Source organism: Devosia sp. A449 (assembly GCF_054489375.1).
Genome location: NZ_JBTMWU010000001.1, coordinates 602,462 through 629,083 on the forward strand (window position 1 = coordinate 602,462; position 26,622 = coordinate 629,083).

A 26,622-nucleotide genomic window follows, 5' to 3' on the forward strand; every position below is an offset into this window, starting at 1 on the left:
ATGGGACGCTGGCTTGTCCCATATCTCCGTCAGGCGCGCGATGCCAAGTTCTGAATGGGTCCGCGCTGATACGTTGCTTGATACTCAAGGACGGCGTGGATGTCGCGTATTTCGGTGTTTTCCGCTCCCTTTCTCCTCGGCTTCGATGGCTTCGAGGAGCGTGTCGACCGGCTGACCAAGTCTGCCGACGGCTACCCGCCCTATAATATCGAGCGCCGGATCGATGCCGAAGGCACCGAGCATTTTCTGGTGTCCATTGCCGTAGCCGGCTTTGGCGTCAGCGAGCTCGAAGTGCTGGCCGAAGACGGCCAGATCGTGGTGCGCGGCCGACAGAAGGATGAACCGGGACGGGAGTTCCTGCATCGCGGTATCGCGGCGCGACAATTCCAGCGGAGCTTCCTTCTGGCCGATGGCATGATCGTGAAGGATGCAACTCTTGGGCATGGTATGCTCGTTGTTGCAGTAGAGCGTCCCCGGACGCCCAAGATCGCCCGACGTATCGACATTCGCTCACTTTGAGGAAAGGGCCGACCAGATGTATGAGAAACGCAATGACGAGGCCGAGGCCGCTGCGCTGGTACACCCGCTGAAGCTGCTGACCCGCGCGCAGTTCGCTGCGCTGGGTGGCGATGCTGTCGCTTATGTACGGCCGGTGCGCGGTGCTGTCCTTTCGACCATGATCCACGATGCCGAGTTTGAGCCCGGCCTGGATTACCAGCTGGTGATGTCCGCCGATGGCACGCCGCTGCTGGTGACCGATACCGAGGATTCCGTGGCCGACTGGCTCGGCGACAAGAATTTGGGCCTGGCGACGCTGCATTAGGGGCTTCGCCCCGCGCAGTTTCGCTCCCCCACCCACGATGTCACCCCGGCGAAAGCCGGGGCCCATCCCCGGATCGTGTCGCGACCGCCATCTCAGGATGGGTCCCGGCTCAAGGCCGGGATGACGCGGTGGGTGTGGGGACATAGAGCAAACAAAAAAGACCCCCGGGCGAAAGCGCGGGGGTCTTGGTGTTTCTCGCGGCCAAAAATCAGGCGGCGTAGTGGGTTTCGTCTGACGCGGTGAACACGGCGCGCAGATGGGCCGGGTCATTGGCCTGGCGCAATTCGTCCACCACCGATTCCGTGCGCAGCAGTCGCGCCACGCGCGACAGCGCCTTGAGGTGATCGGCACCGGCGCCCGTGGGCGCCAGCAGCATGACCACGATATCGACGGGCTGGTCGTCCACCGCATCGAATTCGATGGGGTGATCCAGCCGCGCCACCAGCGCGGTCACTGTCTTTAGGCCAGCAATCTTGCCGTGCGGGATGGCAATGCCATTGCCCAGCCCGGTCGATCCCAGTTCTTCTCGGCTGGTGATCGCCTCCAGAATCTCGGCCGCAGGATGCCCGGTAAGCTCTGCTGCCCGTTCCGCAAGCTCTTCAAATAACTGGCGTTTCGTTTTCACGCCGGTACAGCAAAGTACCGCGCGCTCAACCAAAATATCGGCCAATTCCATAAATCTGCCCTGGGATTGATTACGCTAAATTGTGGCGTCCGGGCGTCAATTGGCCCCGAGGGCTGGGTCTATCCAGCCAATATTGCCATCGGAGCGGCGGTAGACCACATTCAGCCCGCCATGTCCAGCATGGCGGAACATCACGACCTGTCCAGCGGTCAGATCCAGCTCCATCACGGCCTCCTCAACGCTCATCTGGCGCAGGTTCTGCGTGGTCTCGGCAATCACCGGGGGCGCATAGTCGGCATCGAGTTCATCGAACTCGTCGCTGGCCCCAAGCACGGTGTAATTGGCGGTGAAGTCCTCACCGGCGCCATTGGCGCCACGCGGCCGCTGGCGCAGCTTGCGATTGTAGCGGCGCAGGCGCTTTTCAATGTTGATCGCCATGATCTCATAGGCGCTGGTGGGGTCGCCCCCCTGAGCGCTGGCCTGCAGGCTTGCCCCGGTATCGAGGTGAACGACGCAATCGGCTCGAAAGCCGATGCCATCGGGGCTGAGGGTGAGATGTCCGTTATAGCCGCCGTCAAAATATTTGCCGACCACGACCGCAAAATGGTCCTGCGCCTTGCCGCGCAGGGCATCGCCGACATCCATGTTCTTTCCCGAAACGCGCAAAGTCATGGCATCCTCTTCCTTCTGTCGTTTTGGTTCGACGAGGATCTCGAAAGCCGGGACCCGGTTTTCGGGATCACGTCTGCAGCCTAGCCTCATGATGTGGGTAGTCTGCGACCCCGATGCTAGCCCCGCCCGCCGTGCCGAACAATGCGCAACTCCCCCTGCTGCAGCGTTTATCCTTTGGACTTCGCCACATAATGGCCTTAGCCTTCGCCTGCGGATTTTCGGGGACGGGTGATTTGCCCCGCTAGCCGATCTGCTCCAGATTTTTCTTCTGCCGCCGGCGCATCACCGATGAGGGAATATTCATTCCCTCCCGATACTTGGCCACGGTGCGGCGGGCCAATTCGATGCCCTGCTCCTGTTTCAGCATGGCGGCGATGGTGTCGTCGGACAGCACCGCGCTGATCACTTCGGCCTCGATGAGCTGGCGAATGCGGTGGCGCACCGCTTCGGCCGAATGCTCGCTGCCGCCGTCGCTGGAGGCGATGGCGGTGGTGAAAAAGTATTTCATCTCGAACAGACCGCGCGGCGTCGCCAGATATTTATTGGCGGTGACGCGGCTGACCGTCGATTCGTGCATGGCGATGGTTTCGGCCACCATTTTCAGCGTCATCGGCCGGAGATGGGCGATGCCATGGGTGAGAAAGCCATCCTGCTGGCGCGTGATTTCGGCAGCCACCTTGAGGATGGTCTGCGCCCGCTGATCCAGGCTCTTGGTGAGCCAGTTGGCGGTGGCGAGACAGTCGGACAGGAAGGATTTCTCCGCAGGATCGCGGGTCTTTTTGGTGACCGTGGCATAGTAGACCCGGTTGACCAGCACGCGGGGCAGGGTTTCGGCATTCAGCTCGATCTGCCAGCCGCCATCGGGGCCGCGCCGCACGAACACGTCGGGCACCACCGCTTCGACCGGGCCGCTATCGAAGGCCAGGCCCGGCTTGGGGTCGAGTTGGCGAATTTCGGCCAGCATGTCCATCAAATCTTCGCGATCGCAGCCGACTTCCCGCATCAGCCCGACCAGATCATGGCTGGCCAGCAGGCCGATATGCTCGAGCAGCTTGGCCATCATCGGATCGAGCCGGTCGCGCTCGCGCAATTGGATGGCGAGGCATTCCGGCACCGTGCGGGCAAACACCCCGACCGGATCGCAGCCCTGCAGCGCTTCGAGCACCGCCTCGATATCGGCGCGCTCGGCCCCCAGCAATTCGGCCAGCGCATCGAGATCACTGGTGAGATAGCCGGCCTCGTTGAGCCCATCGATCAGATGGCGGGCGATCAGCCGGTCGGCCGGCGTCCGCAGCAGCATGTTGGCCTGGTTTTCCAGATGCTCGCTGAGCAGCGGCCGCGAGGCGACGAACTGGTCGAGATCGGGAGCATCGCCGGACGCGTTGGCGCCATTGCGGTCGAGCCGGCTCTGCGGATTGAGCTGATCCTGCGCGCTCTGGTCGGGAAACACGTTGTCCACGGCGGTGTCGTAGCCATCGGCGATCGAATCGGCGTCCTGAATGCGTTCGCCGCGATCGACCGTGTCTTCATAGGCGTTGATTTCGGTGGAGCGCTCGGCTTCGACCGGCTCGGGCTCGCCGGGCTCGGCGCCGTCTTCGCGCTCCAGCAGGGGGTTGGCCAGCAGCTCGGCATCGACGAAGGCATTGAGTTCGAGATGGCTCAGCTGCAGCAGCCGAATCGACTGCATCAGCTGCGGCGTCAGGGTCAGGCTCTGGGTCTGACGGAATTCGAGACGCGGCGAAAGTGCCATTCAAACAAGACCCTTGGGGCAAAATCAGCAGTAATTCGGCCGGACCATGCCGCATATTTTTGGTCAGAGCAAGTTTTGTGCCAAGTGGTTGGGGGCTTGCGCATTCCAGGGTTTGCCGGGCGCTGAGGTGAGCGTACTTCCCTTCTCCCCTGAGGGGAGAAGGTGGCCCGCAGGGCCGGATGAGGGGTTCAGCATCGCGATTATGCTGTGAGGCCTTCACCCTTCACCCCTCACCCCTCACCCCTTCCCTCTCCCCTGAGGGGCGAGGGGGCGAAGGGGCCGACGCTTCACGGGTCGCCCGCTCCTAGAGTTCAAAGCCCTCGCCGAGATAGACGCGGCGGGCATCGGGGTCGGCGCTGATGGTTTCGGGGCGCCCCTGGATCATCACCTTGCCGCCATGGATGACATAGGCACGGTCGACCAGGCCCAGGGTTTCGCGCACCGCATGGTCGGTGATCAAGACGCCAATGCCGCGTTGGGTGAGCTGGCGCACCAGTCCCTTGACCTCGGCCACGGCGATGGGGTCGACGCCGGCAAAGGGCTCGTCGAGCAGCATGAAAATCGGGTCGGCGGCCAGCGCCCGGGCGATCTCGACGCGGCGGCGCTCGCCGCCCGACAAAGCCAGCGCATTGGCATTGGCCAGATGCTGGATGGAAAATTCCTCGAGCAGCGCATCGAGCCGCCGCTTGCGTTCGGCGCGGCCCTTCACGTGGTTTTCCAGCACCGCCAGAATATTGCCGCGCACCGACAGACCGCGAAAAATCGACGGCTCCTGCGGCAGATAGCCGATGCCGAGCTGGCCGCGCTGGAACAGCGGCAAATGGGTGATCGGCCTGCCATCAAGGCTGATGCTGCCTGCATTGGGTTTGACCAGCCCCATGATCATGGTGAAAACCGTGGTCTTGCCCGCGCCATTGGGGCCGAGCAGCCCGACCGCTTCGCCGCGCCGCACGGCGATGGAGACGTCGCGCACCACCACGCGCTTGCCAAAGCTCTTGGCCAGCCCATGGGCCACCAGCCAGCCGGTCTGGTCGATGCGCGGTGTGTTGCTTGCGTCGCTCATTGCGAGGTGAACACTCCGGTGACGCGCCCGCCGTCCTTGTTGGTGAAGGTGGAGACATTGGTATTGAGGTTCACCAGCAGCTCGCCGGCCTGGACGGTGCCGCCCGAATTGGTGACCAGCACATTGCCGGTGAGGCGCAGCATCTGGTCGCCCGGGGTGAACACTGCCTGCTCGCCGGTGGCGTCCTGATCCTTGGTGACCAGCCGCACCGTGCCGGTGGCGACAAAGCTTTCGATATCGCTGGTGCCGCCCTCGCCATACATGGCCACCACCTTGTCGGCCCAGACTTTGACCGTGGGATGCACCACCACGACATTGCCGGTGAACACCGCTTCCTGGGTGTTCTCGTCGACGGTGAACAGATCGGCGGTGATTTCCACCTTCTGCTGGGCCCAGGCGGGCTGCGCCAGCAGGGTCAAGGCGAAGGCCAGCAGCAGACGCTTGATCATGGTGATTCCATCTTGGTTGGCCGGGCTCCCGGCGTGTTGGGGAGGGTGACCGTGGCGCGGCTGAATGTCCAGACCAGCCCGACAGCATCATAAGTGATGCCTTCGGCGACAATATGGGTGCCATCGGCATAATCCACCGTCACCGGACCCTTGCCGACCAGCGCCTGGCTGGCATAGTCGAACACCGAATTGGCGACGACGCCGGTGGTGCCCAGCGAATTGCTGACCTGGGCCTCGCCCTCGACGGTGACCAACTGGTTGGTGGTATCGAGCACGGCCAGCGGCGCATCGACCTGCATGCTGACGCCATCGGGCCGCAGCATGGTCAGCGCCGCATCAATCAGCCCGATGCGGTCGGTGGCGCTGGTGGCGGCCTGCGCAGCGCTGGCCGAGACCCGATAGGCGGTGCCATTGCTCAGCACGCCGGCATATTCGGGCGCCTCGACGGTGACGCGTTCGGAGGTGACGCTGATCTGGCCGACGCCGAAACGGCTGCCCAGGCTCGACACATAGATCTGCAGCATCAGGGTGGCGAGCGCGATGACGCCCAGCACCGGCACGCCGATGCGCAAAATAGCGACGATCCGGTTGCGGCTTTGCAGCCCCCGGTAAATCGTCAGCCTTTGTGCGGCATCGCCATGCAGACTCATGGTCTCTCCTCAGCGGGCTCAGCTATGGGCAAAAATATCGGTTTCGGCCCAGCCGAGCAGATCGAGTTCGCAGCGCGTCTTGAGGAAGTCAAAGCAGGACTGCGCCAGCTCGGTGCGGCCTTCGCGCTTCAGCATGCGGTCGAGATGGCGCTTGAGGTCATGCAGATAGAGCACGTCGGCGGCGGCGTAATCGAGCTGGGCATCGCTCAGCTTGTCCTGGCCCCAATCCGAACTCTGCTGCTGCTTGCTCAGATCGACATTGAGCAGCTCGCGCACCAGATCCTTCAGCCCATGCCGGTCGGTATAGGTGCGCACCAGCTTGGATGCGATCTTGGTGCAATAGATCGGGCCGGTGACCACGCCGAAACGCTGCTTGAGCACGGCGACGTCGAAGCGCGCGTAATGGAAGATCTTGGTGACATTGGCGTCGCCGAGGAGTTTGACCAGATTGGGCGCCTCGGTGGCGTTTTGCGGGATCTGCACCACATCGGCGCTGCCATCGCCGGGCGACAGCTGGATGACGCAAAGCCGGTCGCGATGCGGGTCGAGGCCCATGGTTTCGGTATCGATCGCCACTTCGCGGCCATAACGGGAAAGGTCCGGCAGATCGCCGCGGTGCAGTCGGATGGCCATGAAATTTCTCTAAAATTGCGTTTGATCTCTGATGACACAGCAAAACGGCATTGGGAAGACGAGCGGGCGGGGGGCGCGCGGCGTGCATGCGGCGAGACTTGCCTCATGAAATTTTGGGCTGCTGAATTTTCAGTCGACGCCCTCCCCCTTGCGGGGAGGGATCAAGGGTGGGGGTGGGTTGGCCGCGATATCGGGGCTCTCGCACCCCCTCCCGGCTCGATCACGGAGTTAGCAAGCTAACTCCTATCTCGCTCTCCCTCCCCGCAAGGGGGAGGGTGGGGTCCGGTGGGTGGGGCCGAGGGAAGCCCACTCTAGAGTGGCCCTAAAACCAAAAACCCCGGCCGCGACTTGCGTCGGGGCCGGGGTTTAATAATTGGTGCCCAGAAGAAGACTGGCGAGACCAAAAGAAAAACCTAGCAAAACCAACGAATTAAGGTCGCTGCACTCGACGCAACGTACCATGTTTTTGTATCAGAGCAATACCACGTGTCGGGCAGAGGCCAATGGGCCGTGGATATAGGACCAAAAAATGTGGGAGGAGAGGCGTGACCTCATTTGAGACGACGAACTCGATCAATCCTTATCGTCCAAGCTGGCCCACCATGTGAGCCCGACGGACCACACGAGGACGAAGGTCACGCAGATGATCCAGTAGATCACAATTGGGCTGAGCAGTGTCATTCGGCTGCGCTCCCTGCGGTGTCCGTCTGTGTCCTGAAGATGCGGAAGACACTTGAGCGGCTAATGCCCAGCTGCTTGACGATCTGGTCGGCGCTCCGGCCTTCGCCCTTGAGCCGCAGGACTTCCTCGGCTTGTCTCATGGCCGTTGGGGCGCGACCCTTGTACTTGCCATCAGCCTTCGCCTTGGCGACACCCTCCCGTTGACGTTCCAACATCAGTTCCCGCTCAAACTCAGCGATAGCGCCCAGCATCGTCAGCATGAGCTTTCCCGTGGGTGTGCTGGTGTCCATCTGGAGGGATAGGATGCGGAGCGACACGCCCTTGTCCTTGAGGTTCTCACAGATGGCCAAGAGGTCAGCCGTGGATCGCGCTAGGCGGTCAGGCTTGGTAACGACGACCACGTCCCCCTCCCGGACATAATCCAGCATGGCGGTCAGCTGTGGGCGGCCATCGCCAATCGACGACACCTGTTCGCTGAATACCTTGGTGCATCCCTGCGCCTCGAGGTCACGCAGTTGCGCCTCAAGCCCTGCCACCTGTTCCGCTGTTGAAGTCCGGGCATAGCCCACCATTGCCGTCATCGTTGCCGCCTTGAGGTTCATTAGACTCTAAGGCTTTGTGACCCAGTGAGTGCCAGAAGTCAATAAGGACTTATGTGACACCGCATTGTCAGGTGAGCCACCAGTGCCACACGGGCAAGGTCTAGTGACACCTACGGGACGACGACGACGATCACAACGCTACCGAAGCCTCTGCGATATCGGAGGTTTATTGTGGATTCACAATGACTTACGGCAATGCTAGATGATTTTCGCGTATAGGAAATGAGCGGGTCCCATCCGGCCGGGTGCCGGGGGGAACGAGGACGCTGGCTGCTATACGTATCCGGCAACACATGCCTCAGCAAAAATAGGCTCTGGGTCCCCTCTGGGACTCCAGCCAGCTTATGAGCCGAGGGAATACCAAGGGACACGACGACGAATGAGCCTGACCAATTTCCGCATCGACTACGTCAACGACGACAACGACATCATTCACGTCGAGACCATCAAGGTCATGGACCACTTCGACGCCTGTGATCACGGCTGGTCCCATATCCCGGAAACGGCAACCGACTTTCAGGTAACCGAGGTGACCGCTTAGGGTCCCCTCAGGGAGGCTCTAGGGACTCCCAGTACCGGCCTCATGGGGAAGCTACTACAGATGCGCACGGCCACACGCCTACTGCCCGCCAGTGGCCTCCCCTGAGTCTTCCAGCAGCCCCCGGGTCACCATGATGTACACGCCGTCCTTGCGGGTGGGGTAGTCGTTTGCGGCTTGCGTGGCCGGCTCTTCGTATGGTGGTATCCCGGACGCGAGATGGTCATCCAGGGGGGGGGGGGGAGCGGTGAAGTCGAATTGGGTGATCTTCGGATTTGTTGCGGTAGAACTGCTTTTGCTTGGGATACTGATTGGGTCGCTAACGGTGACAGGTGCGCCGGCAGATGCGCCGCATGGGGGGATCGACTACTGGGCGTATCGATACCAAACGTTGATTGCCGGCGTCGCAGCGGTGATGGCGGCTATTGCTTCAATCGGAATGATCCAGAAGCAGATCAAGGCGGCTCAGTACCACCATGCGGCAGTCATATTTGAGGGAAAGCTAAAGGAGATCGATGCATTGGAAGGTATCGTCTCGTACTGCAAGCAGCTTGGTTACGAGCGGGCCGGCGCTTTTAAGAATGGGCGAGACCTGACGACTCCCGATCTAAACCTCACCTATAGGGCCACCATGTTCACACCCTTTTCGGTGAGCGCTGCGTTTTCTCGTCTTTGTGACCACGTCGCCACCTACAACCAAAGTGACCGAAAGACCGTTGCCATGTATGGCGGCGATGAGTCTGGAGAAACCGAACATGGGATGCGTTGCTCGCTACTGTTTGGACTTGCATCTGTGATCGGCCACTCAGCCAGCGACCACATCGAGCAACTTCAGGCACTGGCCCCAACTGCCTCACCCAACCTTAGCACCACCAGAAATTCTGCGGGGCTAAGGTGATCCAATCGCCTTTTGCGTATAGGAATGAGCGGGTCCCATCTGGCCGGGTACCTGGGGGATTATGCGGGGTGGCAGCTGTACGAATACGACGACGCAGACCCAGCCAGAAAACACCTCGGGCCGAGTGAATTTCCAGTTTCCACCCTATAAGAAAGAAGAAATTGGAAAGTGTTAGCGGGGGAGGTCAGAGACCCCCTCCCTCGTGTCCCAGCAGGTTAGTAATCGGAGTTCTCAAGGTTCCCCGAGATGTCCAGATCGTCCTCCGGCCCCACCGGATTATCCCTGAGTTCCTTGGCTTTCCCGAGGCACTGCGCCCAGCCGTCCGCCGTGATCTGCCCCTTGGCGATCAGCCTCTTCTTGGCTCGGGTGACCTGCGGAGGCTGTTCCCCGAGGTGATCCGCGATGTCCTGCTGCGTGGGGAACTTCATGCTCTGAACAGCCGCAAGGACCCGGTTGTCTAGCTGGGTTTCATCCTCGGCTATATCCCAGCCGTTTTCCTGCAGTGTCCATATGCGACTCGTCGTCGTGTCATTGCCCTTGGCCCGAACCTTGGTGAACTCCAGCGTGAAGCAGGCCTTGCCATGGGGAGCAACTGACGGCTTCTGCAGTCCGATGATCACCTCAAAGGTTGTCTGGAGGGCCGTCGATCCCCGCATATCCCTGCCGTCCTTTCTGGCGTGATGGACAAGGATGGTCGTGATCCCCGCCTGTTTCATCTTGAGCATGAACCCTTGGATAGTCCTGAAGGCCGTCGCGTCGTTCTCATCGGTGAGCCCGTCGGCCACTGTGGATAGGTTGTCGATGATCAGAACCTCAATCCCCTCCGTCCGGCATCGCCTGAGTATCTTGTTCTGTTCGCCCTCGTCGGTGATGTCATGGAAGCGGCTGTCGGGGTCCTGGGCTTGCCTTGGAAGGACATGCAGGTTCCTGCCGACTGCCTCCATGTCATGGCCGCTGACACCGACGTCCCCGAGGAGCCTCAGGCGATCAGCAAGGTCCTGCTGGTGCATTTCCCCGTCGATGATCAGAACCTTACGAGGCTTGGGGGCAGTCCAATCGCCAACGGCTCCACCACCGGAGATGGCGACAGCGAGGGATAGGATGAACCACGTCTTGCCGACGCCGGTCGCTGCCCAGACCATTACGGTCTCGCCTTGGCGCAACCATGGATCAAGGACCACCTCGCGGGGCGGGTAGGATGTGGATAGGAGGTCGGCGGCGCTGAATGTGATTAATTCGGTTGTCATGGCGTCATAGGTTCTCTCGGCCAGCCCGGGTGTTGCGCCGGGGGCCGTTGGTGTGGTGGATAAAATTGAGGGGGAGCGTCAAACGATGCGGAACACCAAGAGCGGTGTCGGCATATGTCTAGGTGGGGCCTTAATTGCCCGAGGTTATCTCTCGCGTCGGCATGGTCTGAATGGGGCCATAATGTTCAGCGACCAAAGGTTCGCTAGTCGGTGATCTCGACACGAGGCCAATCGCTGAAGAACTTTTCCATAGCCACAAATGTACGCTCGCCATACTCCATGCGTGAGCCACCTTTCAGCTGGTGACCTGTGATTGCGCACTGCACATCCTCACGTTTGCCAAGGTCTCCGCTCACAGTGGAAAACCTGTGACGCCAGCCATGGTTGGGCTGAACTCGCGGGTCAGATACAATCGTTCGAGCGAAATCCCTGAGGTCATTCTTGAGTGTCTGAAGTGCGCCACGGATACCCTCGGGGCCATCTCTGGTGATGGTCAGAAACAGGTGACCCGGCTTTGCTTGCTGGGCAAAAGTGGGGAAGCCCAACTCAACCAAATGCGGGTGCATTACCACCTCGCGATACTCGTCGGTCTTCACCGTACCAGCCTCCGGGTCGATCTTTATGATCCACCGCCCATTTTCTAGGCGCACATCCTCACGACGAAGCTGGGCCATTTCACCAACCCGAGCGCCGGTATAGGCCATCAATAACGGGACCCAGCGTTTCGCCAAGGTGGTCTTGTGGGGTTCCTTCCCCGCTGGCTGATAGGCCCATGATGCCGACAGGATGGCACTGGCCTCCTCATCGGTGAAGCCCGGGCCACGGCTCCTTGTTTTCTTAGGGGCCATGACCTTCACCCCCTCGACGGGGTTTACCGCTAGGCGCTTATTGCTGACCCCCCAGCCGAAAAGGACGTTAAGGGCCGACAAGTCCCCAGCCCCAATGGTCTTGAGGTTTTTCCCTTGGGCAATCCGGTGGTCCTTGAAGGCGAGGATATCGGTATTGGTGACCGCGTTGGCGTCATCGTGCCCGAGGAACTCCGACAGCTGCCTAGCGGCGCGGGTGTAGGCCTCTTTGGTGCTAAGTGACCGACCAGCTGCTGAAGCCTCTTTCCACCAGTCAGTGGCCAGCCCCGTTATGGTCTGCTTAGATGGCTTGCGGGCGGCATGAGGGGCGATTGGGGGCGGCGGCTCAGGTGTCGGTACAGGTTCCCCACTCTGCCGCTGTAGCGCCTTCTCTGTGGTCTCAATGAGCAACCCTAGATAAGCCCTCGCCAGCTTTCTGAAGCCGTCGCTCTGGGTGTCCACCAGCAGGCCTAAGGATGCGCAGCGGTCCAAGACCTCATCAGTGGTGAACTCGCCAATCTGCCCTAGCGCATATTCACGCTTCAAGGCAGGCAGCACGATATCAATGGTTTCCTGTCGCTTTTCCCAGTGTTTGCCGTGGTTCAACACATCAGGGTCAAAACGCCCGATATCATCCGCCTCCAATAGCTCATGACGGGCTTGGGTAATCACATGGGCGATGACTTCGGCATTTAGCTCATCGAAATGTCCATCGGCCCGCTTCTTGGCCATGGCGATCAGCGCGGAACACTCTTTGTCCACTTCGGAATAACGGGACAGGATACCGGGTGGGGGATTCTTGCTGGTTCCCTCATGCGCCCCAAGCCATCGGACAAACTCGGTGAGTCGCCCGTCGATGTGCGGACGCAACAGGGCAGGGATGCCTTTGCGGTACTTCCAGCGATTTCCGATTAGGTAGAGATTTTTCACGCAATAGCCCATGGACCGCTGCTTTGTACCAAGAGTTAGTACTAGCAGCGGCCCCTAAGCCATTGATCTTGCGGATTTCTCCACCGTGTCAACGGCATAGGAGAAAGATGGTGCCCAGAAGAAGACTCGAACTTCCACACCTTGCGGTACACGGACCTGAACCGTGCGCGTCTACCAATTCCGCCATCTGGGCAGGCGCGGCTTAACTAGGGGGCGCGCCGGACGATGTCAACACGGTTTCTGTTCGCAATCACCAGTTCGCCCCATCCCAGTGCTTTATCGTGCTGCTATCCACCGTTACGGCCGGCTCGAGACAGTTCACATTGATCATGACCAGCGCATTGCCCTTGCCGTCGCTGCCACGGGCGAATGATTCGATGCCGCAGGTTTTGCAGAACAGGTGATCGATCTTGTCGGTGTTGAAGTGATAGGCGGCGAGATTGTCTTCGCCGCTTTCAAGCACGAAAGCGCTGGCCGGCAGCGACTGCATCACCCAGCCCAGCCGGCGGCAGCGCGAGCAGTTGCAATCGCCCGGCGAGGCCAGGTCGGTGGTGGCGGAATAGCGCACGGCGCCACAATGGCATTGGCCGTGATAGGTCGTGGTTTCGGGCATGGGGCCAGACTCGGTTGGAGGTTATTGAACAAAACAAGAACGATTGTGCGGTGGAGTCAAGGTGATTCGCGCCGCTATCTGGGCGCAGCCCTCGACAGCGGCGGCGGCCATGGGCTAGAAGCGGGGACGAATTTTCGCCTGTTGCCGGAGCCCGCAAATGGATCGCTTTGAACCCAGACTCGTCACCATTTTCGGTGGTTCGGGCTTTGTGGGGACCCAGCTCGTGCAGCTGCTGGCCCAGAATGGCCATCGCATTCGCGTGGCGGTGCGGCGGCCGGACCTGGCCGGGCACACCAGAATGTATGGCAGCGTCGGCCAGGTGCAGCCGATCCAGGCCAATCTGCGCAATGCTGCCTCGGTGCGCCGCGCCGTTGCCGGCGCCGATATCGTCATCAATCTGGTGGGTGTCGGCCATAGCCGGGGCGCGCAGAGTTTTCAGGCCGTGCATGTCGATGGCGCAGCCAATGTCGCCGCTGCCGCGCGCGATGCGGGCGCTTCGACGCTGGTGCATATGTCGGCGCTGGGCGTCGATGTCGCCGCCGAGGTCAGCCGCTATGCCGCCAGCAAGCTGGCCGGCGAAGCCGCCGTGCTCGCCGCCTTCCCCAATGCCATCATCATGCGGCCCTCGATCCTGTTCGGTCAGGATGATGGCTTCTTCAACCTGATGGGCGCGCTGGCCCGCTTCTTCCCGGTGCTGCCGCTGATCGGCGGCAATACCCGCTTCCAGCCGGCCTATGTCACCGATGTGGCCGAAGCCTTCCTGCGGGCCGCCGAAGGCCGGGTCAAAACCGGGCGCATCTATGAGCTGGGCGGGCCGCAAGTGGCGACCCACCGCGAGCTGATCGAGCTGGTGCAGCGCGAAGCCGCGCGCAACCGGCCGCTGCTGCCGCTCTCGGCCGGCTTTGCCAAGCTGCTGGCGCTGCCCTTCGCCATCCTGCCGGGCAAGCCGCTGCTGACCGCCGATCAGGTCGAACTGCTCGGCGTCGACAATGTGGTGTCGGATGCCGCAATCAAGGACAAGCGCAGCTTTGCCGCGTTTGGCATTGTGCCGACGGCAATGGAGACCATCCTGCCGAGCTATCTCTACCGCTATCGCAAGGCCGGCCAGTTCGACCGCGACAACGCCCCGGCGCCGATTCTCTGAGCTCCACTTTCCTCGATGTCATCCCGGCTCAAGGCCGGGATCCATCTTGAGATCTCAGGATGGGCCCCGGCTCAAGGCCGGGGTGACACCGTGGGTGGGGACGCTCTCAAGCCTCCCAACATAATCACGCCCTGCGGACTCGGTCCGTGGGGCGTTTTGTTGCGGACGCTTAGCGCTCGAAAACAATCGTAAGATATATCTTGAAATAGCCGCGTACGGCCCCGATCTTCCCTTGTAACGGAACTCAAGATATATCGGAGACCCATCATGGGAAGTTATTGGAACAAGGGCGAGCCCAATTGGCGCCGCATGGAAGCCATGGCCAGGCGCGGCTGGGGACGGTTTGCCGCCGGCGTCGAGGGCAGTGAGGGATTTGGCAATATGGGTGGCAATTTGCGCATCGGGCGGATGCTGGCTTCGGGCGATCTGCGGCTGGTGGCGCTGTATCTGATCGAGCAGCAGCCGCGTCATGGCTATGACCTGATCAAGGCGGTCGAGGAAAAATCGGCGGGCTTTTATACGCCCAGCCCCGGCATCGTCTATCCGGCGCTGACCTTTCTCGAAGAGGCCGGCTATGTCACCTCCGAGGCCGATGGCAACAAGAAGCTCTATACCATCACCGACGAGGGCAGGGCGCATCTGGCCGACAATCGCGAAGCCATCGAATCGACGCTGTCCTTCCTGGCCAAGGCCGGCGAGCAGATGGCCCGCTTCCGCGAATTCGCCAAGGCCGACTGGCCGTTCAACCGCGAATCGGGCCCCGGCGAACCGCCGCCCCATCGCGGCTTCGGCCCCGGCTGGGGCCCCAATCCCGAAGGCGCGGGCGACCGCGACCTCAAGGATGTGGTGCCCGAACTCAATGATGCACGGCGCGCCCTTAAGGCGGCGATCAAGAAGGCGCGGCGCGGCACTGAAGACCAGCAGCGCCACGCGGCGGAGATTCTCAAGCGCGCGGCCACCGAAATCGAGGCGCTGGGCGACGACGACGTCGATATCTGAAAGCTATGGGGGCGGCCGGCGACGGTCGCCCTTTTTGCGTTAGCGCCAGAGGCCCAGAATCAGCCCCATCACGGCAAAGCTGATGGTGAGATAGCCGCCATTGATCAGGAAATAGCTGAGTGGCCGGCGCTCGAACAGGGTGAGGATGCCGACGCTGAGCGTGGCCCAGCCGAGGCCCGCCGCGACTGCAGCGCCGATGGCAAAGCTCAATGTGGTGGCCGGCCCGGCGATGAAGAAGGCCAGATTGGCCGCCATCAGCAGCGACAGCACAAAGGCGGCCCCGAAGATCAGCGCCGGACTGCCTCGCGCCATGTCGGCCTCGCTCAGGCTGGCGGCGCGGCGCCAGGCCTTGTCGAACAGCAGCGGCGAATACCAGACGCCGCCGATCACGAACATCGATAATGCGGCGGCAATCACCGCCAGCCAGTTGATTTCGGGCATTGTCCTGCTCCCCGGCGCGGTGGCGCCATTGGTCTGGCGTCGAGCAAATCCCTGACCCGCTTCTTTGACAAGGGTCTTCGCAGCCGGCCGCTAACATGTTAGTGCAAGCAGATGCAGCAAGCTCCTCTTCTCGCCTCGATCCAGCCCGTCGTTCAAACCCCGGAGCGTCTCGCCGCCGGCGAGCGTGTGGCCGCGCTGCTGCGCGGTAAAGTCCGGGGGCAGATCTATACCGACCCGTTGATGACCTATGCCTGGAGCGGCGATGCCAGCTCCTACCGGCTGATTCCGGCTGTGGTGGTCTTCGTCAATTCCGAGGACGAGGTGCGCGCCGTGTTCATCGCGGCGCGGGCCGAAGGCCTGCCGGTGACGTTTCGCGCGGCAGGGACATCGCTGTCGGGGCAGGCGGTGACCGATGGGGTTTTGGCAGTGCTGGGCGATGGCTGGCGCAAGCTGGAAATTCACCCTGGCGCCGAGCAGATCACGCTGGGGCCGGCGATCATTGTCGCCCATGCCAATACGGCGTTGAAAAAGTTCAACAAGAAGATCGGGCCCGATCCGGCGAGCCAGGCCACCTGCAAGATCGGCGGCGTGGTCAATAATAATTCCAGCGGCATGTGCTGCGGCGTGGCGCAGAACACCTATCACACCATGGCGCGGCTGCGCATCGTGCTGACCGACGGCACCATGCTGGATTCGGGCGATCCGGAAAGCTGCGCGGCGTTTCGCGCCAGCCATGCCCACATGCTCGACGAGCTGCATCGCCTGCATCACGAAATCATGGCCGATGCCGAATTGGTGGCGCTGATCCGCCATAAATACCGCATCAAGAACACGGTCGGCTATTCGATCAATGCGCTGGTCGATTATCACGACCCGCTCGAAATCCTGATCCATCTGATGGTCGGCTCGGAAGGCACGCTCGGCTTCGTCTCCGAGGTGACCTACAACACCGTGCCCGAGCATCCGTTCAAGGCCACCGGGCTGGTGCCGTTTCCCGATCCGCAATCGGCCGGCCGCGCCATTATCGAAATGGCCAATGGCGGCGTGCAGGTGACGACGGGCATTACCGCCGCCGAATATATCGAGCGCCGGGCGCTGGCCACGGTGGAGCATCTGGCCCCAATGGCGCCGCTGCTGCCGTTTCTGACCGACAATTCGCCAGCGGTGCTGATCGACGTGACCGCGCCCGATGCGGCGACGCTCGAGGCTGAGGTCAACAAGGCCGTGGCCTTGCTGGCCCGGCATGGCGCCACCCAGATTGATCTTTCCACCGACGAGCATCGCAGCCATGAGCTGTGGGACATCCGCAAGGGGTTCTTTGCCTCGGCCGGTGCGACGCGGCCCAAGGGCAGCATCATGCTCACCGAGGACGTAGCGGCGCCGATCGAGCGGTTGGCCGATTTCGTCGTCGATCTGCGCGCCATGCTCGATGACCATGGCTATGAGGATGCAGTGATTTTCGGCCATGCGCTGGCCGGCAATCTGCATTTCCAGATGGGCGATGATTTTTCCCTGCCCGGTTCGGCGGAAAAATTCGACGCCTTTTCCCATGCGCTGTCCGACCTGGTGTCGGTGCGCTATGGCGGCTCGCTCAAGGCCGAGCATGGCACCGGGCGGGCTATTGCGCCGTTTGTCGAGGCCGAATGGGGCGCCAAGGCCTATGCCATCATGCGGCGCATCAAGGCGGCCTTCGATCCCGAAGGGCTGCTCAATCCCGGCGTGCTGCTCAATGATGACGACAAGATCCACGTCAAGCATCTCAAGCTGATGCCGCTGGCCGACGAGCTGGTCGATCTGTGTATTGAGTGCGGCTTTTGCGAGCCGGCCTGCCCCAGCCAGCACATGACGCTGTCGCCGCGCCAGCGCATCGCCGTGACCCGCGAACGCGAGCGGCTGCGCGCCAGTGGCGAAGACTCGGCGCGGCTCAAGCGCATGGATGATGATTTCCAATATGCCGGGCTCGATACCTGCGCGGCGTGCAATCTGTGCTCGCTGCGCTGCCCGGTGGGCATCGAAACCGGCACCATGATTATCGGCCAGCGCGCCCAGCGGCGCGGCGGCACGGCGCAGGCGGTGGCGGGCTTTGTCGCCGATCATCGCGGCAGTGTTGAGCATCTGATGCGCGGTGGCGTGGCTTTTGCCGATGCAGCACGAATGCTGGTGCCGGCGGGGGCGGTGGAAGCCATTACCGAGACGGCCCGGCGACTGACCGGCGATCGGGTGCCGCGCGTATCGCGGGCGTTAAACCATGGGCCGGGGGCGCCCAAAGCCCCGGTCGATTCGCGGCAGGACCCGCGCAAGACGGGGTTTCCGGTGCCGATTGCCCAGAGCGGGCGGCCCTCCATCGTCTATTTCCCCAGCTGCGCCACCCGCATGTTTGGCGCCCCCAAGACCGAGCATGATCTGCTGGCTGTGCCCGAGGCGATGCTGGCGCTGTTGGCGCGGGCCGGGTTTGACGTTGTGATGCCCGAAAAGCTCAATGGGCAATGCTGTGGCCAGCCGTTCCAGTCAAAGGGCTTTCCCGAGCAGGCGGCCGAAGTCGGCGGCGCGCTGAACCGCGAGCTGTCGGCGCTGAGCGAGGCGGGGCGATTGTCGGTGGTGACCGATGCGTCGACCTGCGCCAAGCATTTGCGGGAATTTCCCGGTGATGCGCCGGTGCTCGATTCCAGCCAGTTTTTGCTGAGCCAGATCCTGCCGAAACTCACCATCACCAAGAAACTGGATGTGGTGGCGGTGCACCACAATTGCTCGGCGCAGCGGCTGGCCGAGCAGCCAATGACCGAGGCGATTGCGGCGGCCTGTGCCGAGCGGGTTGCGGTGCTGAGTTCGGTGACCTGCTGCGGTTATGCCGGCGACAAGGGGCTGTTTTTCCCCGAGCTGAATGCCCATGCCACGCGCTTTGCCAAAAACGATATCCCGGCGGGCTGTACGCTGGGCGTGTCGACGGTGAGCACCTGCGCGTCGGGCCTGAGCGAACATGCCGGGGTGCCGTTTGTCGGGCTGGCCAGCCTGCTGGAATGGGCGAGTCGGCCGTAACGCCGCTTTCCTTCTCCCCTTGCGGGAGAAGGTGCCCGAAGGGCGGATGAGGGGGCCTTTTCACCCACAGTATATGCGGAGAGAACCCCTCACCCTGAAAATCCGCTGAACGCGGATTTTCGGTCCCTCTCCCACAAGGGGCGAGGGGAAGAAAGGCCAGTAAATCGCGCCCGGTTGGCTTTGGGGCCGGGACCTTGTACTGAACCTCTTCAGCAAGCACCGGAAATCCATGACCATCACCACAACCATCACCAGCCTCGGCCATAAGGGCGAGGGTGTCGCCGAGATTGAGGGCCGCAAGGTCTTCGTGCCGCTGGCCTTGCCCGGCGAAACGGTGGTGATCACGGCCGCGGGTGATCGCGGCACGCTGGTGGAGGTGATCACCCCGGCGGAAAATCGCGTCGCGCCGTTCTGCCCGCATTACGGCATTTGTGGTGGCTGCCAGCTCCAGCATATGGATCGGGCCAGCTACGAAGCCTTCAAGATCGGGCTGGTGGAAACGCCGCTGCGCTTTGCCGGCATCGACACCAAGGTGTCGCGCTTCATTGATGCGGCGGGTGACGGCCGGCGGCGGGCGACGTTGCATGCGCGGCGCGAGGGCGCCGGCTATATGCGGCTGCGTAGTCATCAGGTGCACAATCTCGATGTTTGCCCGATTCTGGTGCCGGGTCTGGCCAAGGCTCCCGATATTGCCCGCGCGGTCATGCAGCTGGTGGGCGAGGCCGATGTGAGCTTTACCGCCACGGCGAGTGGGCTCGACGTGGCTATTCGCACCGAGAAAAAGCAGGCCCGCGCTGACCGCGTAGCGCCGCTGGTTGACCGTTTCCGGTTGGCGCGGCTGTCGCTGAATGGCGAAATGGTGCTGCAGATCCAGCCGCCGGTGCTCACTATGGGCCGCGCCCAGGTGGAATTGCCGATCAGCAGCTTTCTGCAGGCGACCGAAGCGGCGGAAAACGTGTTGGGCGACTATGTCGTCAATGCCGTGGGCAAGGCCAAAACCGTGGCCGACCTGTTTTGCGGCGTCGGCCCGTTCGCCCTGCGGCTGGCCGAGCAGCGGCCGGTGGCGGCGTTCGACAATGACAAGGCGGGTATTGCCGCGCTGGAAAAGGCCTGGCGCTTTACCCGCAATCTGCGCGAGGTGACGCCCAAGGCGCGCGATCTGTTCCGCGATCCGCTGACCCAGTTCGAACTGCCCTATGCGGCGGTGGTGCTCGATCCGCCCCGCGCCGGGGCCGAGGCGCAGGTGCGTGAATTGGCCTTGGCCAAGAAAATCGCCACCGTGGTGATGGTGGCCTGCGACCCCAGAACCTTTGCCCGCGATGCGGCGATTCTGATCGGCGGCGGCTACATTATGAGCGATCTGATCGCGGTGGATCAGTTCACCCAATCCACCCATATCGAGATGGCGGCCACCTTCCGGCGCTGATCACAGTTTGTCGCAGGAGCGCAACCCGGTCGGGTGAAGCTGCGTTGGGATACCGTCAATCAACAAATAGCTGCGCGGGGGCGGCGGTTGTTGCGAACGGAGATCACCATATGCACTTTGCTAAAACGACATTTGCCATCAGCCTCTTGGTCGCGGCGGCGCTGCCGTCATTCGCCCAGGAGGCCACACCCGCTGTCGACCCCAATGGCAGTTTTGTCGATTCCTTCGGCACCTCATTTAGCTTCACCCTGTGCGGGGAAACCGGCACCGATCTGTGCGGCGTGCTGACCAATCTGGAAGGCCAGTCGGCCACCGAGCAGAACCTGGCCTTTGTCGGCAAGCAGGTTATGCAGGCCACCCAGAGCGCGCCCAACCAGTGGAAAGGCGCGCTCAAGGCCGGCGGCATCAGCGCCGAGGCCACCGTGACCCAGGTTGGCCCGGACACTATCGAAATTCAGGGCTGCCGCGCGGCGATCCTGTGCCAGACGCTGGCCTATAACCGGGCTTAACAACGCAAAACCCCCGGGCGTGGCCCGGGGGTTTTTGAGTCTTGCTGGATCAGCAAACCGTAGCGACGCGTTCCTTGATCGTGGCCAGCACTTCGTCGCCGGGGCGTTTCCACCAGTTTTCGGTCGAGAAGATTTCCACTTCCTGCGGGCCGAAAAAGCCGGCGGTTTCGATCATCTTGCGGATGGCTGGCAGGTCGATGACGCCGTCGCCCATCATGCCGCGATCATTCAGCATGTCGCGGGTCGGCACCAGCCAGTCACAGATGTGATGCGCGAAAATGCGCTTCATGCGGCCGGCGCGGGCGATGGCGTTGGCCAGATTGGGATCCCACCAGACGTGATAGACGTCGATGGCGACGCCGACGGTTTCGCCCAGATTTTCGCAGATATCGAGCGCCTGATCGATGGTGTTCACGCAGGCGCGGTCGGCGGCATACATCGGGTGCAGCGGCTCGATGGCCAGCTTGACGCCCGAGGCGCGAGCGTGTGGCAGCATGGCGGCGATGCCGTCGCTGACCATCTGGCGCGCGCCGGCCAGGTCCTTGGACGAACCGGGCAGGCCGCCGACCACCAGCACCAGGCAGTCGGCATTGAGCGCGGCGGCTTCGTCGATGGCGCGCAAATTGTCATCGATCTGGGCCTGCCGTCCGGCCGCAGTTGCGGCGGGAAACATGCCGCCGCGGCAGACGCCGGAAACCTGCAGTCCATTGGCCTTGACCATGCGGGCGGCTTCATCGAGGCCGACGGCCGCGATCTGGTCGCGCCACGGCGAAATCGCCGTGATGCCGGCCTTCACACAGCCTTCCACGGCCTCCTTGAAGCCCCAGACCTGGCGGGTGGTGGCCAGGTTCAGCGAGATAGCGCGCGCGGTCATGCCGACACTCCGTTGACAGTGAGCACCGCCTGCATGCGCTTGACGGCAAGGTCGGGGTCGCCGAGCACGCGGGCCTGATCGGCGAGGCGGAACAGCTCGCTGAGATGCTGCACCGAGCGGGTCGATTGCTGGCCACCGACCATGGAAAAATGGTCCTGCAGCCCGTTGAGATAGGCGAGGAACACCACGCCGGTTTTGTAGAATCGGGTCGGCGCCGCGAAGATGTGGCGGCTCAGCGCCACGGTGGGGGCCAACAGGTCGAAGAACTCGTTATTATTGCCCTTGCCGAGCGCGGCGAGGCCCGCCGAAGCGGCCGGAGCGATGGCGTCGAAAATGCCGAGCAGGGCATGCGAATAGCCCTGGTCGTCGCCGGCGATGAGGTCGGCATAGTTGAAGTCGTCGCCGGTATACATCTTGACCGAGGCCGGCAGGCGGCGGCGCATGGCGATTTCTTTTTCCGCCGAGAGCAGCGAAATCTTGATGCCGTCGACCTTGTCTGCATGGGCGGCGATGACGTCGAGGCAGACATCCATGGCAGCGTCGTGATCGACCTGGCCCCAATAGCCGGCCAAAGCCGGATCGAACATTTCGCCGAGCCAATGCATGATCACCGGCTGCTTCACCTGGCTGAGAATGCGGCCATAGACCTTGGCGTAATCGTCGGGCGACTTGGCGGCGGCAGCCAGGGCGCGGCTGGCCATCAGGATGACGCGGCCGCCTTCACCTTCGACAAAGCCAACCTGCTCTTCATAGGCGGCGATGATCTGGTCGATGGTGACATCGGGACCGGCGGCAAGGTGGTCGGTGCCGGCGCCATAGGCGATCAGGCTATCGTCGCGGGTGCGGGCTTCGGCCTGGGCGCGGCGGATCAGCTCCTGCGCCTCGGCCCAGCCCAGACCCATGCCGCGCTGGGCGGTATCCATGGCTTCGGCAACGCCGAGACCGAGATCCCATAGCCGATGGCGGAATTTCAATGTGGTGTCCCAGTCGATGGCCGGGGTGAGCCAGGGATCATTATTGGCCAGCGGATCGGCGACGACATGGGCCGCGGCATAGGCGATACGGTTGAAGTCGGATGCCTTGTGGCGAACGAAGGGGATCGGCGTGCCGGTCAGCGTATAGCTGGATATCGACCGGTCGGGATTGGGCAGGCTGATGCTGGTCATGGAGAGCGTTTCCTCAACAAACTCGGTGTCATCCCCGCGAAAGCGGGGACCCATCCTGAGATAGTTTCACTATCGCTGAGCGCTGAAACATCTCGGGATGGGCCCCGGCTCAAGGCCGGGGTGACACCGTGGGTGGAATGACATCGCGGTCGGGGGGAGTGCCCCTCAGAATTCCAGCTTCGGCACGTCGAGCCAGCGGCGTTCGGCCCAGCTCTTGAGGCCGAGTTCGGCGAGCTGGACGCCCTTGGCGCCGGCTTCGAGGCCATATTCCCAGGGCGCGTCTTCAGCGACGTGGCGCAGGAACATTTCCCACTGCGCCTTGAAGCCGTTCTGGGCCGGCCAGTTGTCCGGCACTTCTTCCCAATCGCCAAAGAAGTCCATGGTCTGGGGCTGGTCGGGATTCCACACCGGCTTGGGGGTGTTGACGCGATGCTGGGTCCAGCATTTGTGCAGGCCCGCCACGGCGGAACCGTGGGTGCCGTCGACATGGAAGGTCACCAGATCGTCGCGGCGGACGCGGGTGGTCCAGCTCGAATTGATCTGGGCGATCACGCCGCCTTCGAGTTCAAACGTGGCATAGGCCGCGTCGTCGGTATCGGCCTTGTAGCTATTGCCCTGCTCGTCGACACGGGTCGGGATGTGGGTGGCGCCGAGGCAGGAGACCGCCTTGACCTCGCCAAAGAGGTTATCGAGCACGTAGCGCCAGTGGCACAGCATATCGAGGATGATACCGCCGCCATCCTTCTTGCGGTAGTTCCAGCTCGGGCGCTGCGCCGGCTGCCAGTCACCCTCGAACACCCAATAGCCAAACTCGCCGCGCACCGAGAGAATTTCGCCAAAGAAGCCGCTGTCGCGCAGCATTTTCAGCTTCATCAGGCCCGGCAGGAACAGCTTGTCCTGTACCACGCCATGCTTGAGGCCGGAGGCACGGGCGGTCTTGGCCAGTTCGACGGCGATGTCGAGCGAGTCGGAGGTCGGCTTTTCGCAATAGACATGCTTGCCGGCGGCCAGTGCCTTCTCGATCAGCCCGGCGCGCATCAGCGTGGTGCCGGCATCGAAGAACACGGTGTCATCGGGATTGGCCAGCGCCGCATCGAGATCGCTGCTCCAGCGCTTGATGTCGTGCTTCTTGGCCAGACGCTCGATCTTGTCGGCGTCGCGGCCGACGATGATCGGGTCGACGATCAGCCGATCGCCATTGGCGAGTGCGATGCCGCCCTGATCGCGGATCGCCAGGATCGAGCGCACCAGATGCTGATTATAGCCCATGCGTCCGGTGACGCCGTGCATGATGAGTCCGAGCCGTTGCTCCGCCATTGAATTCCTCCGAGCGATTTTGCGGTGTAACTGATTGGTTACTTAGCTACACGCGATGGCGGGGGGCCGTCAAGCGGGATCGCTATCGACGTTCGGAGGGGGCGTGAAAAGCGCCGCCTGCGCTAGACTCCGAGCAGCATTTTGACGCCGATGGCGCCGAGGAAAATCAGGATCATCCGATCGAAGGCCTGCCGGCTGAGCCGGCCACTGATCCACTGGCCCAGCGGCATGAACAGCAGGATGGGGATCATGGCCAGGAGGCCCTGCACCAGCCATTCCGGCCGCATCACTCCGGTGGCCCACAGCGCCGGCAGCTGCACCACCGAAAACACCAGGAACATCGCCGAGACGGTGAACACATGGGCTTCCCGGCCCAGCGCCATGGCGTGGATGAAGGTGACGCCAATGGGAGAGGAAATGCCGGTGGCGCCTTGCAAAATGCCACCACCCGTGCCGGCCAGCGGCCCCCAGCGCCGGGCGGCGGCGTCGCTGAGCGAAAAATGCGGGGTCAGCAGCCGCAGCGCCACATAGAGCAGCAGGATGATGCCCAAAGTGAGCACCAGCGCCCGTTCCGGCAGGGCGATCAGCGCCCAGGTGCCCAGCCCGACGCCGATGGCGCCGCAGATCAAAAACCACGGCATGAAGCCCAGCCGGGGCGAGCTGGCCTCGGCGCGAAACCGCCAGATCTGCCAGCCATTGGTGACGATCAGCGGGATGACCAGCAGGCCAACCGCATGCTGCAGCCCGAAAAACGAGGCCAGCACCGGCAGCGCGATCAGCGGCAGCCCCATGCCGGTGGCGCCCTTGACCACGGCGCCCAGGCCCAATGCCACCAGCATGATGATGGCCGACTGAAATTCCATATTCCGCCCCTGCGAGACAACCTTTCGGTTCAGGATGCTTCGGCACGGCGGCCGGCGCAATCTCTATCCAGCGGTCGCTGCCCGTAAATTTTCGCTGCCCGAATAAGAACTGGGTAGTTACTTATCGGTTGACAGCGCCAAAGTCGGACCGCAGTCTGGGGGCCGGGTCACGGAAATGTCCGGACCAGATGCATCTAGGGAGGATATGCGATGAACAGACGCTTGCTGTTTGTCCTGGCGGGGGGCGCCTCGGCGCTGTTGCTGGGCACATCTTTTGCCGCCGCGCAGGATTGGAAACCCGACCGCCCGATCAATTTGATCGTGCCATGGGGCGCCGGCGGCTCGACCGACCAGATCGCCCGCGTCACCGCACCGATTCTGGGCGAAGCGCTGGGCGTCGATGTGGTGGTGGTCAACCAGCCGGGCGCCTCGGGCGCCATCGGCACCCAGGAAGTGCTGAACGCCCCGCGTGACGGCTATACCTGGACCGCCAACGCCATCGCCAACAATGCCACCTATGCGGTGACCGGCCTGCTGGAAGACACCAATATCGACGACTGGCACATCTATCTGTCGGTCGCCAACGTGCCGGTGGTCAGCGTCCCTGCCGACAGCCCGTTCAAGGATTTCGGCGAGCTGCTGGAAGCCTTCAAGACACGCGGCAATGAAGTGACCGTGGCCACGGCGGGCATCACCTCTTCGGGCGGTACTGCCATCGGGGCGCTGAGCGGCGCGGCCGACAACTTCCCCTTCAACATGATCACCTATGATGGCGGCGGGCCGGCAGCGATTGCTGCGGCAGCCGGCGAGGCCATGGTGACCACCCAGTTGGCGGTGGAACAGACCGAACTGATCCGTGGTGGCCGCCTGCGCGCCCTGGCCGTGCTGTCCAACCAGCCGCTGCTGCTTGACGGCGTCGAGCCGATCCCGCCGATCACCGACTGGTTGCCGGAAATGGAACTGGCGCCCGATTATTTCGGCATTTTCGTGCCGACCGGCGTGCCGGACGAAGTGATCGCCACGCTCGACAAGATCTGGGCCGATCAGGTGGCCAATTCGGCAGCGGTGAAAACCTATGCCGAGACCTTCGGCGCGGTGTTCTCCCCCGCCTATGGCGCCGAAGCCCGCGCCTTGGCCATGCCGGTGGTGATTTTGGAAGCCTGTGACGCCGTGCTGCGCGGCGAGGCGGTCAATGATCCCTCGACCATCGGCATCGACTGCGAAACCCGCACCGAAATGAAATAAGCCTCATGCGGGCGGTGCTTCGCTGCCGCCCGCAATTTTTGCCAAGGAAATGCCAAACATGACTATCCAGCCCGACGAACAGGGGGTTCGCGCCCGCGCCGATCTTGTGGCGGCCATTGTGCTGGTCGCACTGGGTCTGGCGGTGTTCTATATGAGCTGGACCATGCCCCGGCTGGAAGCGCGCCGCATCAATCCCGCGACCATTCCGGGCCTGGTGCCGATGATTCTGGGCGCGGTGCTGACCCTGCTGGGCGGGCTGCTCGCCTGGCGCTCCTGGCGCATCGAAGCGCCGGACGGCTGGCGGGGCCTCGCGCAATTGCTGGTGAGCTGGCAGGCCTTCCGCGTTGGCGCGGTGCTGGGACTGGCGCTGGTGTTCACCCTGGTGCTGGTGGGCTGGCTGCCGTTCTGGCTGGCGGCCATGCTGTTCATCTTCACCTTCATCATTCTGTTTGAAACCGTACTGGCCGATCAGCCCATTCCGCTGCTGCGCAGCGCGCTCTGGGCGCTGGGCGTCGCCGTGGTCGCGGGCGGCGGCATTGCCTACGCCTTCACCCGCATTTTCCTCATTCGCCTGCCTTAGGAG

General features: G+C 62.7%; 27 protein-coding genes and 1 tRNA gene. 11 read left to right on the forward strand and 17 right to left on the reverse strand.

Going from position 1 to position 26,622, the window contains the following annotated elements; all coding sequences use genetic code 11:
* The first annotated feature begins 99 nt into the window (after window positions 1–99).
* Together ACX3OW_RS02950 and ACX3OW_RS02955 are read left to right on the forward strand one after the other, a co-directional pair.
* Window positions 100–519 carry an Hsp20 family protein gene (locus tag ACX3OW_RS02950; protein WP_459094243.1) on the forward strand — a complete coding sequence of 140 codons (420 nt, stop codon included), beginning with the start codon at window positions 100–102 and terminating at the stop codon, window positions 517–519.
* Between the two features lie 16 nt (window positions 520–535).
* A complete protein-coding gene (locus ACX3OW_RS02955) occupies window positions 536–823 on the forward strand; it encodes a DUF1150 family protein (RefSeq protein ID WP_459094244.1) in 288 nt (95 codons plus the stop codon).
* 208 nt (window positions 824–1,031) lie between these two features.
* Here ACX3OW_RS02955 and ACX3OW_RS02960 read toward each other — a convergent pair whose 3' ends face one another.
* The 8 genes from ACX3OW_RS02960 to ACX3OW_RS02995 all read right to left on the reverse strand — a co-directional run bounded on the left by ACX3OW_RS02960 (window position 1,032) and on the right by ACX3OW_RS02995 (window position 7,948).
* A complete protein-coding gene (locus ACX3OW_RS02960) occupies window positions 1,032–1,499 on the reverse strand; it encodes a PTS sugar transporter subunit IIA (protein ID WP_459094245.1) in 468 nt (155 codons plus the stop codon).
* Window positions 1,500–1,544: 45 nt separating this feature from the next.
* A complete protein-coding gene (locus ACX3OW_RS02965) occupies window positions 1,545–2,120 on the reverse strand; it encodes a ribosome hibernation promotion factor (RefSeq protein WP_459094246.1) in 576 nt (191 codons plus the stop codon).
* Window positions 2,121–2,361: 241 nt separating this feature from the next.
* On the reverse strand, window positions 2,362–3,870 hold the full coding sequence (gene rpoN / locus ACX3OW_RS02970; protein ID WP_459094247.1) for an RNA polymerase factor sigma-54: 1,509 nt from the start codon (window positions 3,868–3,870) through the stop codon (window positions 2,362–2,364).
* A 304-nt stretch (window positions 3,871–4,174) separates the two neighbouring features.
* Window positions 4,175–4,933, reverse strand: a complete 759-nt coding sequence (lptB, locus tag ACX3OW_RS02975; protein ID WP_459094248.1) for an LPS export ABC transporter ATP-binding protein — start codon at window positions 4,931–4,933, stop codon at window positions 4,175–4,177.
* Window positions 4,930–5,382: an LptA/OstA family protein gene (locus ACX3OW_RS02980; protein ID WP_459094249.1), complete on the reverse strand. Its 453-nt coding sequence runs from the start codon at window positions 5,380–5,382 to the stop codon at window positions 4,930–4,932. The genes lptB and ACX3OW_RS02980 overlap by 4 nt, the downstream gene beginning before the upstream one ends.
* Window positions 5,379–6,032 carry a hypothetical protein gene (locus ACX3OW_RS02985; protein WP_459094250.1) on the reverse strand — a complete coding sequence of 218 codons (654 nt, stop codon included), beginning with the start codon at window positions 6,030–6,032 and terminating at the stop codon, window positions 5,379–5,381. Before ACX3OW_RS02985 ends, ACX3OW_RS02980 begins: the two co-directional genes overlap by 4 nt.
* A gap of 18 nt (window positions 6,033–6,050) precedes the next feature.
* Window positions 6,051–6,665, reverse strand: coding sequence for a ribonuclease D (locus tag ACX3OW_RS02990; RefSeq protein WP_459094251.1), 615 nt, complete (start codon window positions 6,663–6,665; stop codon window positions 6,051–6,053).
* Window positions 6,666–7,342: 677 nt separating this feature from the next.
* A complete protein-coding gene (locus ACX3OW_RS02995; protein WP_459094252.1) occupies window positions 7,343–7,948 on the reverse strand; it encodes a recombinase family protein in 606 nt (201 codons plus the stop codon).
* Window positions 7,949–8,327: 379 nt separating this feature from the next.
* Between ACX3OW_RS02995 and ACX3OW_RS03000 the strand changes: the two genes are divergently transcribed.
* The gene (locus tag ACX3OW_RS03000) at window positions 8,328–8,489 is read left to right on the forward strand and encodes a hypothetical protein (protein WP_459094253.1); all 162 of its coding nucleotides are present in this window, start codon (window positions 8,328–8,330) and stop codon (window positions 8,487–8,489) included.
* 244 nt (window positions 8,490–8,733) lie between these two features.
* Window positions 8,734–9,384 (forward strand): hypothetical protein, encoded by a 651-nt coding sequence (locus ACX3OW_RS03005; RefSeq protein WP_459094254.1) that lies wholly within the window; start codon window positions 8,734–8,736, stop codon window positions 9,382–9,384.
* A 215-nt stretch (window positions 9,385–9,599) separates the two neighbouring features.
* On the opposite strand, the gene ACX3OW_RS03010 is transcribed toward ACX3OW_RS03005, so the two are convergent.
* From ACX3OW_RS03010 to ACX3OW_RS03025, 4 genes are all read right to left on the reverse strand, one after another.
* On the reverse strand, window positions 9,600–10,631 hold the full coding sequence (locus ACX3OW_RS03010) for an AAA family ATPase (RefSeq protein ID WP_459094255.1): 1,032 nt from the start codon (window positions 10,629–10,631) through the stop codon (window positions 9,600–9,602).
* A gap of 203 nt (window positions 10,632–10,834) precedes the next feature.
* The gene (locus tag ACX3OW_RS03015) at window positions 10,835–12,418 is read right to left on the reverse strand and encodes a tyrosine-type recombinase/integrase (protein WP_459094256.1); all 1,584 of its coding nucleotides are present in this window, start codon (window positions 12,416–12,418) and stop codon (window positions 10,835–10,837) included.
* Between the two features lie 96 nt (window positions 12,419–12,514).
* A tRNA-Leu gene (locus ACX3OW_RS03020) sits at window positions 12,515–12,599 on the reverse strand.
* Between the two features lie 57 nt (window positions 12,600–12,656).
* Window positions 12,657–13,019, reverse strand: a complete 363-nt coding sequence (locus ACX3OW_RS03025) for a GFA family protein (RefSeq protein ID WP_459094257.1) — start codon at window positions 13,017–13,019, stop codon at window positions 12,657–12,659.
* 157 nt (window positions 13,020–13,176) lie between these two features.
* Here ACX3OW_RS03025 and ACX3OW_RS03030 point away from each other — a divergent pair, with 157 nt between their 5' ends.
* Both ACX3OW_RS03030 and ACX3OW_RS03035 read left to right on the forward strand, forming a co-directional pair.
* Complete coding sequence (locus tag ACX3OW_RS03030; RefSeq protein ID WP_459094258.1) at window positions 13,177–14,163, forward strand: complex I NDUFA9 subunit family protein; 987 nt, start codon at window positions 13,177–13,179, stop codon at window positions 14,161–14,163.
* Window positions 14,164–14,430: 267 nt separating this feature from the next.
* On the forward strand, window positions 14,431–15,162 hold the full coding sequence (locus ACX3OW_RS03035; RefSeq protein ID WP_459094259.1) for a PadR family transcriptional regulator: 732 nt from the start codon (window positions 14,431–14,433) through the stop codon (window positions 15,160–15,162).
* A 39-nt stretch (window positions 15,163–15,201) separates the two neighbouring features.
* Here ACX3OW_RS03035 and ACX3OW_RS03040 read toward each other — a convergent pair whose 3' ends face one another.
* A complete protein-coding gene (locus tag ACX3OW_RS03040) occupies window positions 15,202–15,603 on the reverse strand; it encodes a DUF1761 domain-containing protein (protein WP_459094260.1) in 402 nt (133 codons plus the stop codon).
* A 111-nt stretch (window positions 15,604–15,714) separates the two neighbouring features.
* Here ACX3OW_RS03040 and ACX3OW_RS03045 point away from each other — a divergent pair, with 111 nt between their 5' ends.
* From ACX3OW_RS03045 to ACX3OW_RS03055, 3 genes are all read left to right on the forward strand, one after another.
* Window positions 15,715–18,639 carry an FAD-binding and (Fe-S)-binding domain-containing protein gene (locus ACX3OW_RS03045; protein ID WP_459094261.1) on the forward strand — a complete coding sequence of 975 codons (2,925 nt, stop codon included), beginning with the start codon at window positions 15,715–15,717 and terminating at the stop codon, window positions 18,637–18,639.
* Window positions 18,640–18,868: 229 nt separating this feature from the next.
* Complete coding sequence (locus tag ACX3OW_RS03050) at window positions 18,869–20,065, forward strand: class I SAM-dependent RNA methyltransferase (protein WP_459094262.1); 1,197 nt, start codon at window positions 18,869–18,871, stop codon at window positions 20,063–20,065.
* A 110-nt stretch (window positions 20,066–20,175) separates the two neighbouring features.
* A complete protein-coding gene (locus tag ACX3OW_RS03055; protein ID WP_459094263.1) occupies window positions 20,176–20,574 on the forward strand; it encodes a hypothetical protein in 399 nt (132 codons plus the stop codon).
* 49 nt (window positions 20,575–20,623) lie between these two features.
* Here ACX3OW_RS03055 and ACX3OW_RS03060 read toward each other — a convergent pair whose 3' ends face one another.
* The 4 genes from ACX3OW_RS03060 to ACX3OW_RS03075 all read right to left on the reverse strand — a co-directional run bounded on the left by ACX3OW_RS03060 (window position 20,624) and on the right by ACX3OW_RS03075 (window position 24,794).
* Window positions 20,624–21,448 (reverse strand): sugar phosphate isomerase/epimerase family protein, encoded by an 825-nt coding sequence (locus tag ACX3OW_RS03060; RefSeq protein WP_459094264.1) that lies wholly within the window; start codon window positions 21,446–21,448, stop codon window positions 20,624–20,626.
* Window positions 21,445–22,614, reverse strand: a complete 1,170-nt coding sequence (locus ACX3OW_RS03065; RefSeq protein WP_459094265.1) for a dihydrodipicolinate synthase family protein — start codon at window positions 22,612–22,614, stop codon at window positions 21,445–21,447. The genes ACX3OW_RS03060 and ACX3OW_RS03065 overlap by 4 nt, the downstream gene beginning before the upstream one ends.
* 165 nt (window positions 22,615–22,779) lie before the next feature.
* On the reverse strand, window positions 22,780–23,931 hold the full coding sequence (locus tag ACX3OW_RS03070) for a Gfo/Idh/MocA family protein (RefSeq protein ID WP_459094266.1): 1,152 nt from the start codon (window positions 23,929–23,931) through the stop codon (window positions 22,780–22,782).
* A 122-nt stretch (window positions 23,932–24,053) separates the two neighbouring features.
* Window positions 24,054–24,794, reverse strand: coding sequence for a sulfite exporter TauE/SafE family protein (locus ACX3OW_RS03075; RefSeq protein WP_459094267.1), 741 nt, complete (start codon window positions 24,792–24,794; stop codon window positions 24,054–24,056).
* 210 nt (window positions 24,795–25,004) lie between these two features.
* Between ACX3OW_RS03075 and ACX3OW_RS03080 the strand changes: the two genes are divergently transcribed.
* Entirely contained in the window at window positions 25,005–26,039 is a 1,035-nt protein-coding gene (locus ACX3OW_RS03080) for a Bug family tripartite tricarboxylate transporter substrate binding protein (RefSeq protein WP_459094268.1), read from the forward strand.
* Window positions 26,040–26,097: 58 nt separating this feature from the next.
* Window positions 26,098–26,619, forward strand: coding sequence for a tripartite tricarboxylate transporter TctB family protein (locus ACX3OW_RS03085; protein ID WP_459094269.1), 522 nt, complete (start codon window positions 26,098–26,100; stop codon window positions 26,617–26,619).
* The last annotated feature ends 3 nt before the right edge of the window (window positions 26,620–26,622 follow it).

Excerpts from the sequence above, each read along its gene's own strand:
- ACX3OW_RS03045 (WP_459094261.1), top strand. The coding sequence starts at position 15,715 with ATGCAGCAAGCTCCTCTTCTCGCCTCGATCCAGCCCGTCGTTCAAACC.
- ACX3OW_RS03050 (WP_459094262.1), top strand. The coding sequence starts at position 18,869 with ATGACCATCACCACAACCATCACCAGCCTCGGCCATAAGGGCGAGGGT.
- ACX3OW_RS03040 (WP_459094260.1), bottom strand. The coding sequence starts at position 15,603 with ATGCCCGAAATCAACTGGCTGGCGGTGATTGCCGCCGCATTATCGATG.
- ACX3OW_RS02995 (WP_459094252.1), bottom strand. The coding sequence starts at position 7,948 with ATGAACCTCAAGGCGGCAACGATGACGGCAATGGTGGGCTATGCCCGG.
- ACX3OW_RS03000 (WP_459094253.1), top strand. The coding sequence starts at position 8,328 with ATGAGCCTGACCAATTTCCGCATCGACTACGTCAACGACGACAACGAC.
- lptB (WP_459094248.1), bottom strand. The coding sequence starts at position 4,933 with ATGAGCGACGCAAGCAACACACCGCGCATCGACCAGACCGGCTGGCTG.
- ACX3OW_RS02965 (WP_459094246.1), bottom strand. The coding sequence starts at position 2,120 with ATGACTTTGCGCGTTTCGGGAAAGAACATGGATGTCGGCGATGCCCTG.
- ACX3OW_RS03065 (WP_459094265.1), bottom strand. The coding sequence starts at position 22,614 with ATGACCAGCATCAGCCTGCCCAATCCCGACCGGTCGATATCCAGCTAT.
- ACX3OW_RS03055 (WP_459094263.1), top strand. The coding sequence starts at position 20,176 with ATGCACTTTGCTAAAACGACATTTGCCATCAGCCTCTTGGTCGCGGCG.
- ACX3OW_RS02950 (WP_459094243.1), top strand. The coding sequence starts at position 100 with ATGTCGCGTATTTCGGTGTTTTCCGCTCCCTTTCTCCTCGGCTTCGAT.
- ACX3OW_RS03025 (WP_459094257.1), bottom strand. The coding sequence starts at position 13,019 with ATGCCCGAAACCACGACCTATCACGGCCAATGCCATTGTGGCGCCGTG.
- ACX3OW_RS02955 (WP_459094244.1), top strand. The coding sequence starts at position 536 with ATGTATGAGAAACGCAATGACGAGGCCGAGGCCGCTGCGCTGGTACAC.
- ACX3OW_RS03080 (WP_459094268.1), top strand. The coding sequence starts at position 25,005 with ATGAACAGACGCTTGCTGTTTGTCCTGGCGGGGGGCGCCTCGGCGCTG.
- rpoN (WP_459094247.1), bottom strand. The coding sequence starts at position 3,870 with ATGGCACTTTCGCCGCGTCTCGAATTCCGTCAGACCCAGAGCCTGACC.
- ACX3OW_RS03085 (WP_459094269.1), top strand. The coding sequence starts at position 26,098 with ATGACTATCCAGCCCGACGAACAGGGGGTTCGCGCCCGCGCCGATCTT.
- ACX3OW_RS03070 (WP_459094266.1), bottom strand. The coding sequence starts at position 23,931 with ATGGCGGAGCAACGGCTCGGACTCATCATGCACGGCGTCACCGGACGC.
- ACX3OW_RS02990 (WP_459094251.1), bottom strand. The coding sequence starts at position 6,665 with ATGGCCATCCGACTGCACCGCGGCGATCTGCCGGACCTTTCCCGTTAT.
- ACX3OW_RS03010 (WP_459094255.1), bottom strand. The coding sequence starts at position 10,631 with ATGACAACCGAATTAATCACATTCAGCGCCGCCGACCTCCTATCCACA.
- ACX3OW_RS02985 (WP_459094250.1), bottom strand. The coding sequence starts at position 6,032 with ATGAGTCTGCATGGCGATGCCGCACAAAGGCTGACGATTTACCGGGGG.
- ACX3OW_RS02980 (WP_459094249.1), bottom strand. The coding sequence starts at position 5,382 with ATGATCAAGCGTCTGCTGCTGGCCTTCGCCTTGACCCTGCTGGCGCAG.
- ACX3OW_RS03035 (WP_459094259.1), top strand. The coding sequence starts at position 14,431 with ATGGGAAGTTATTGGAACAAGGGCGAGCCCAATTGGCGCCGCATGGAA.
- ACX3OW_RS03075 (WP_459094267.1), bottom strand. The coding sequence starts at position 24,794 with ATGGAATTTCAGTCGGCCATCATCATGCTGGTGGCATTGGGCCTGGGC.
- ACX3OW_RS03030 (WP_459094258.1), top strand. The coding sequence starts at position 13,177 with ATGGATCGCTTTGAACCCAGACTCGTCACCATTTTCGGTGGTTCGGGC.
- ACX3OW_RS02960 (WP_459094245.1), bottom strand. The coding sequence starts at position 1,499 with ATGGAATTGGCCGATATTTTGGTTGAGCGCGCGGTACTTTGCTGTACC.
- ACX3OW_RS03060 (WP_459094264.1), bottom strand. The coding sequence starts at position 21,448 with ATGACCGCGCGCGCTATCTCGCTGAACCTGGCCACCACCCGCCAGGTC.
- ACX3OW_RS03015 (WP_459094256.1), bottom strand. The coding sequence starts at position 12,418 with ATGGGCTATTGCGTGAAAAATCTCTACCTAATCGGAAATCGCTGGAAG.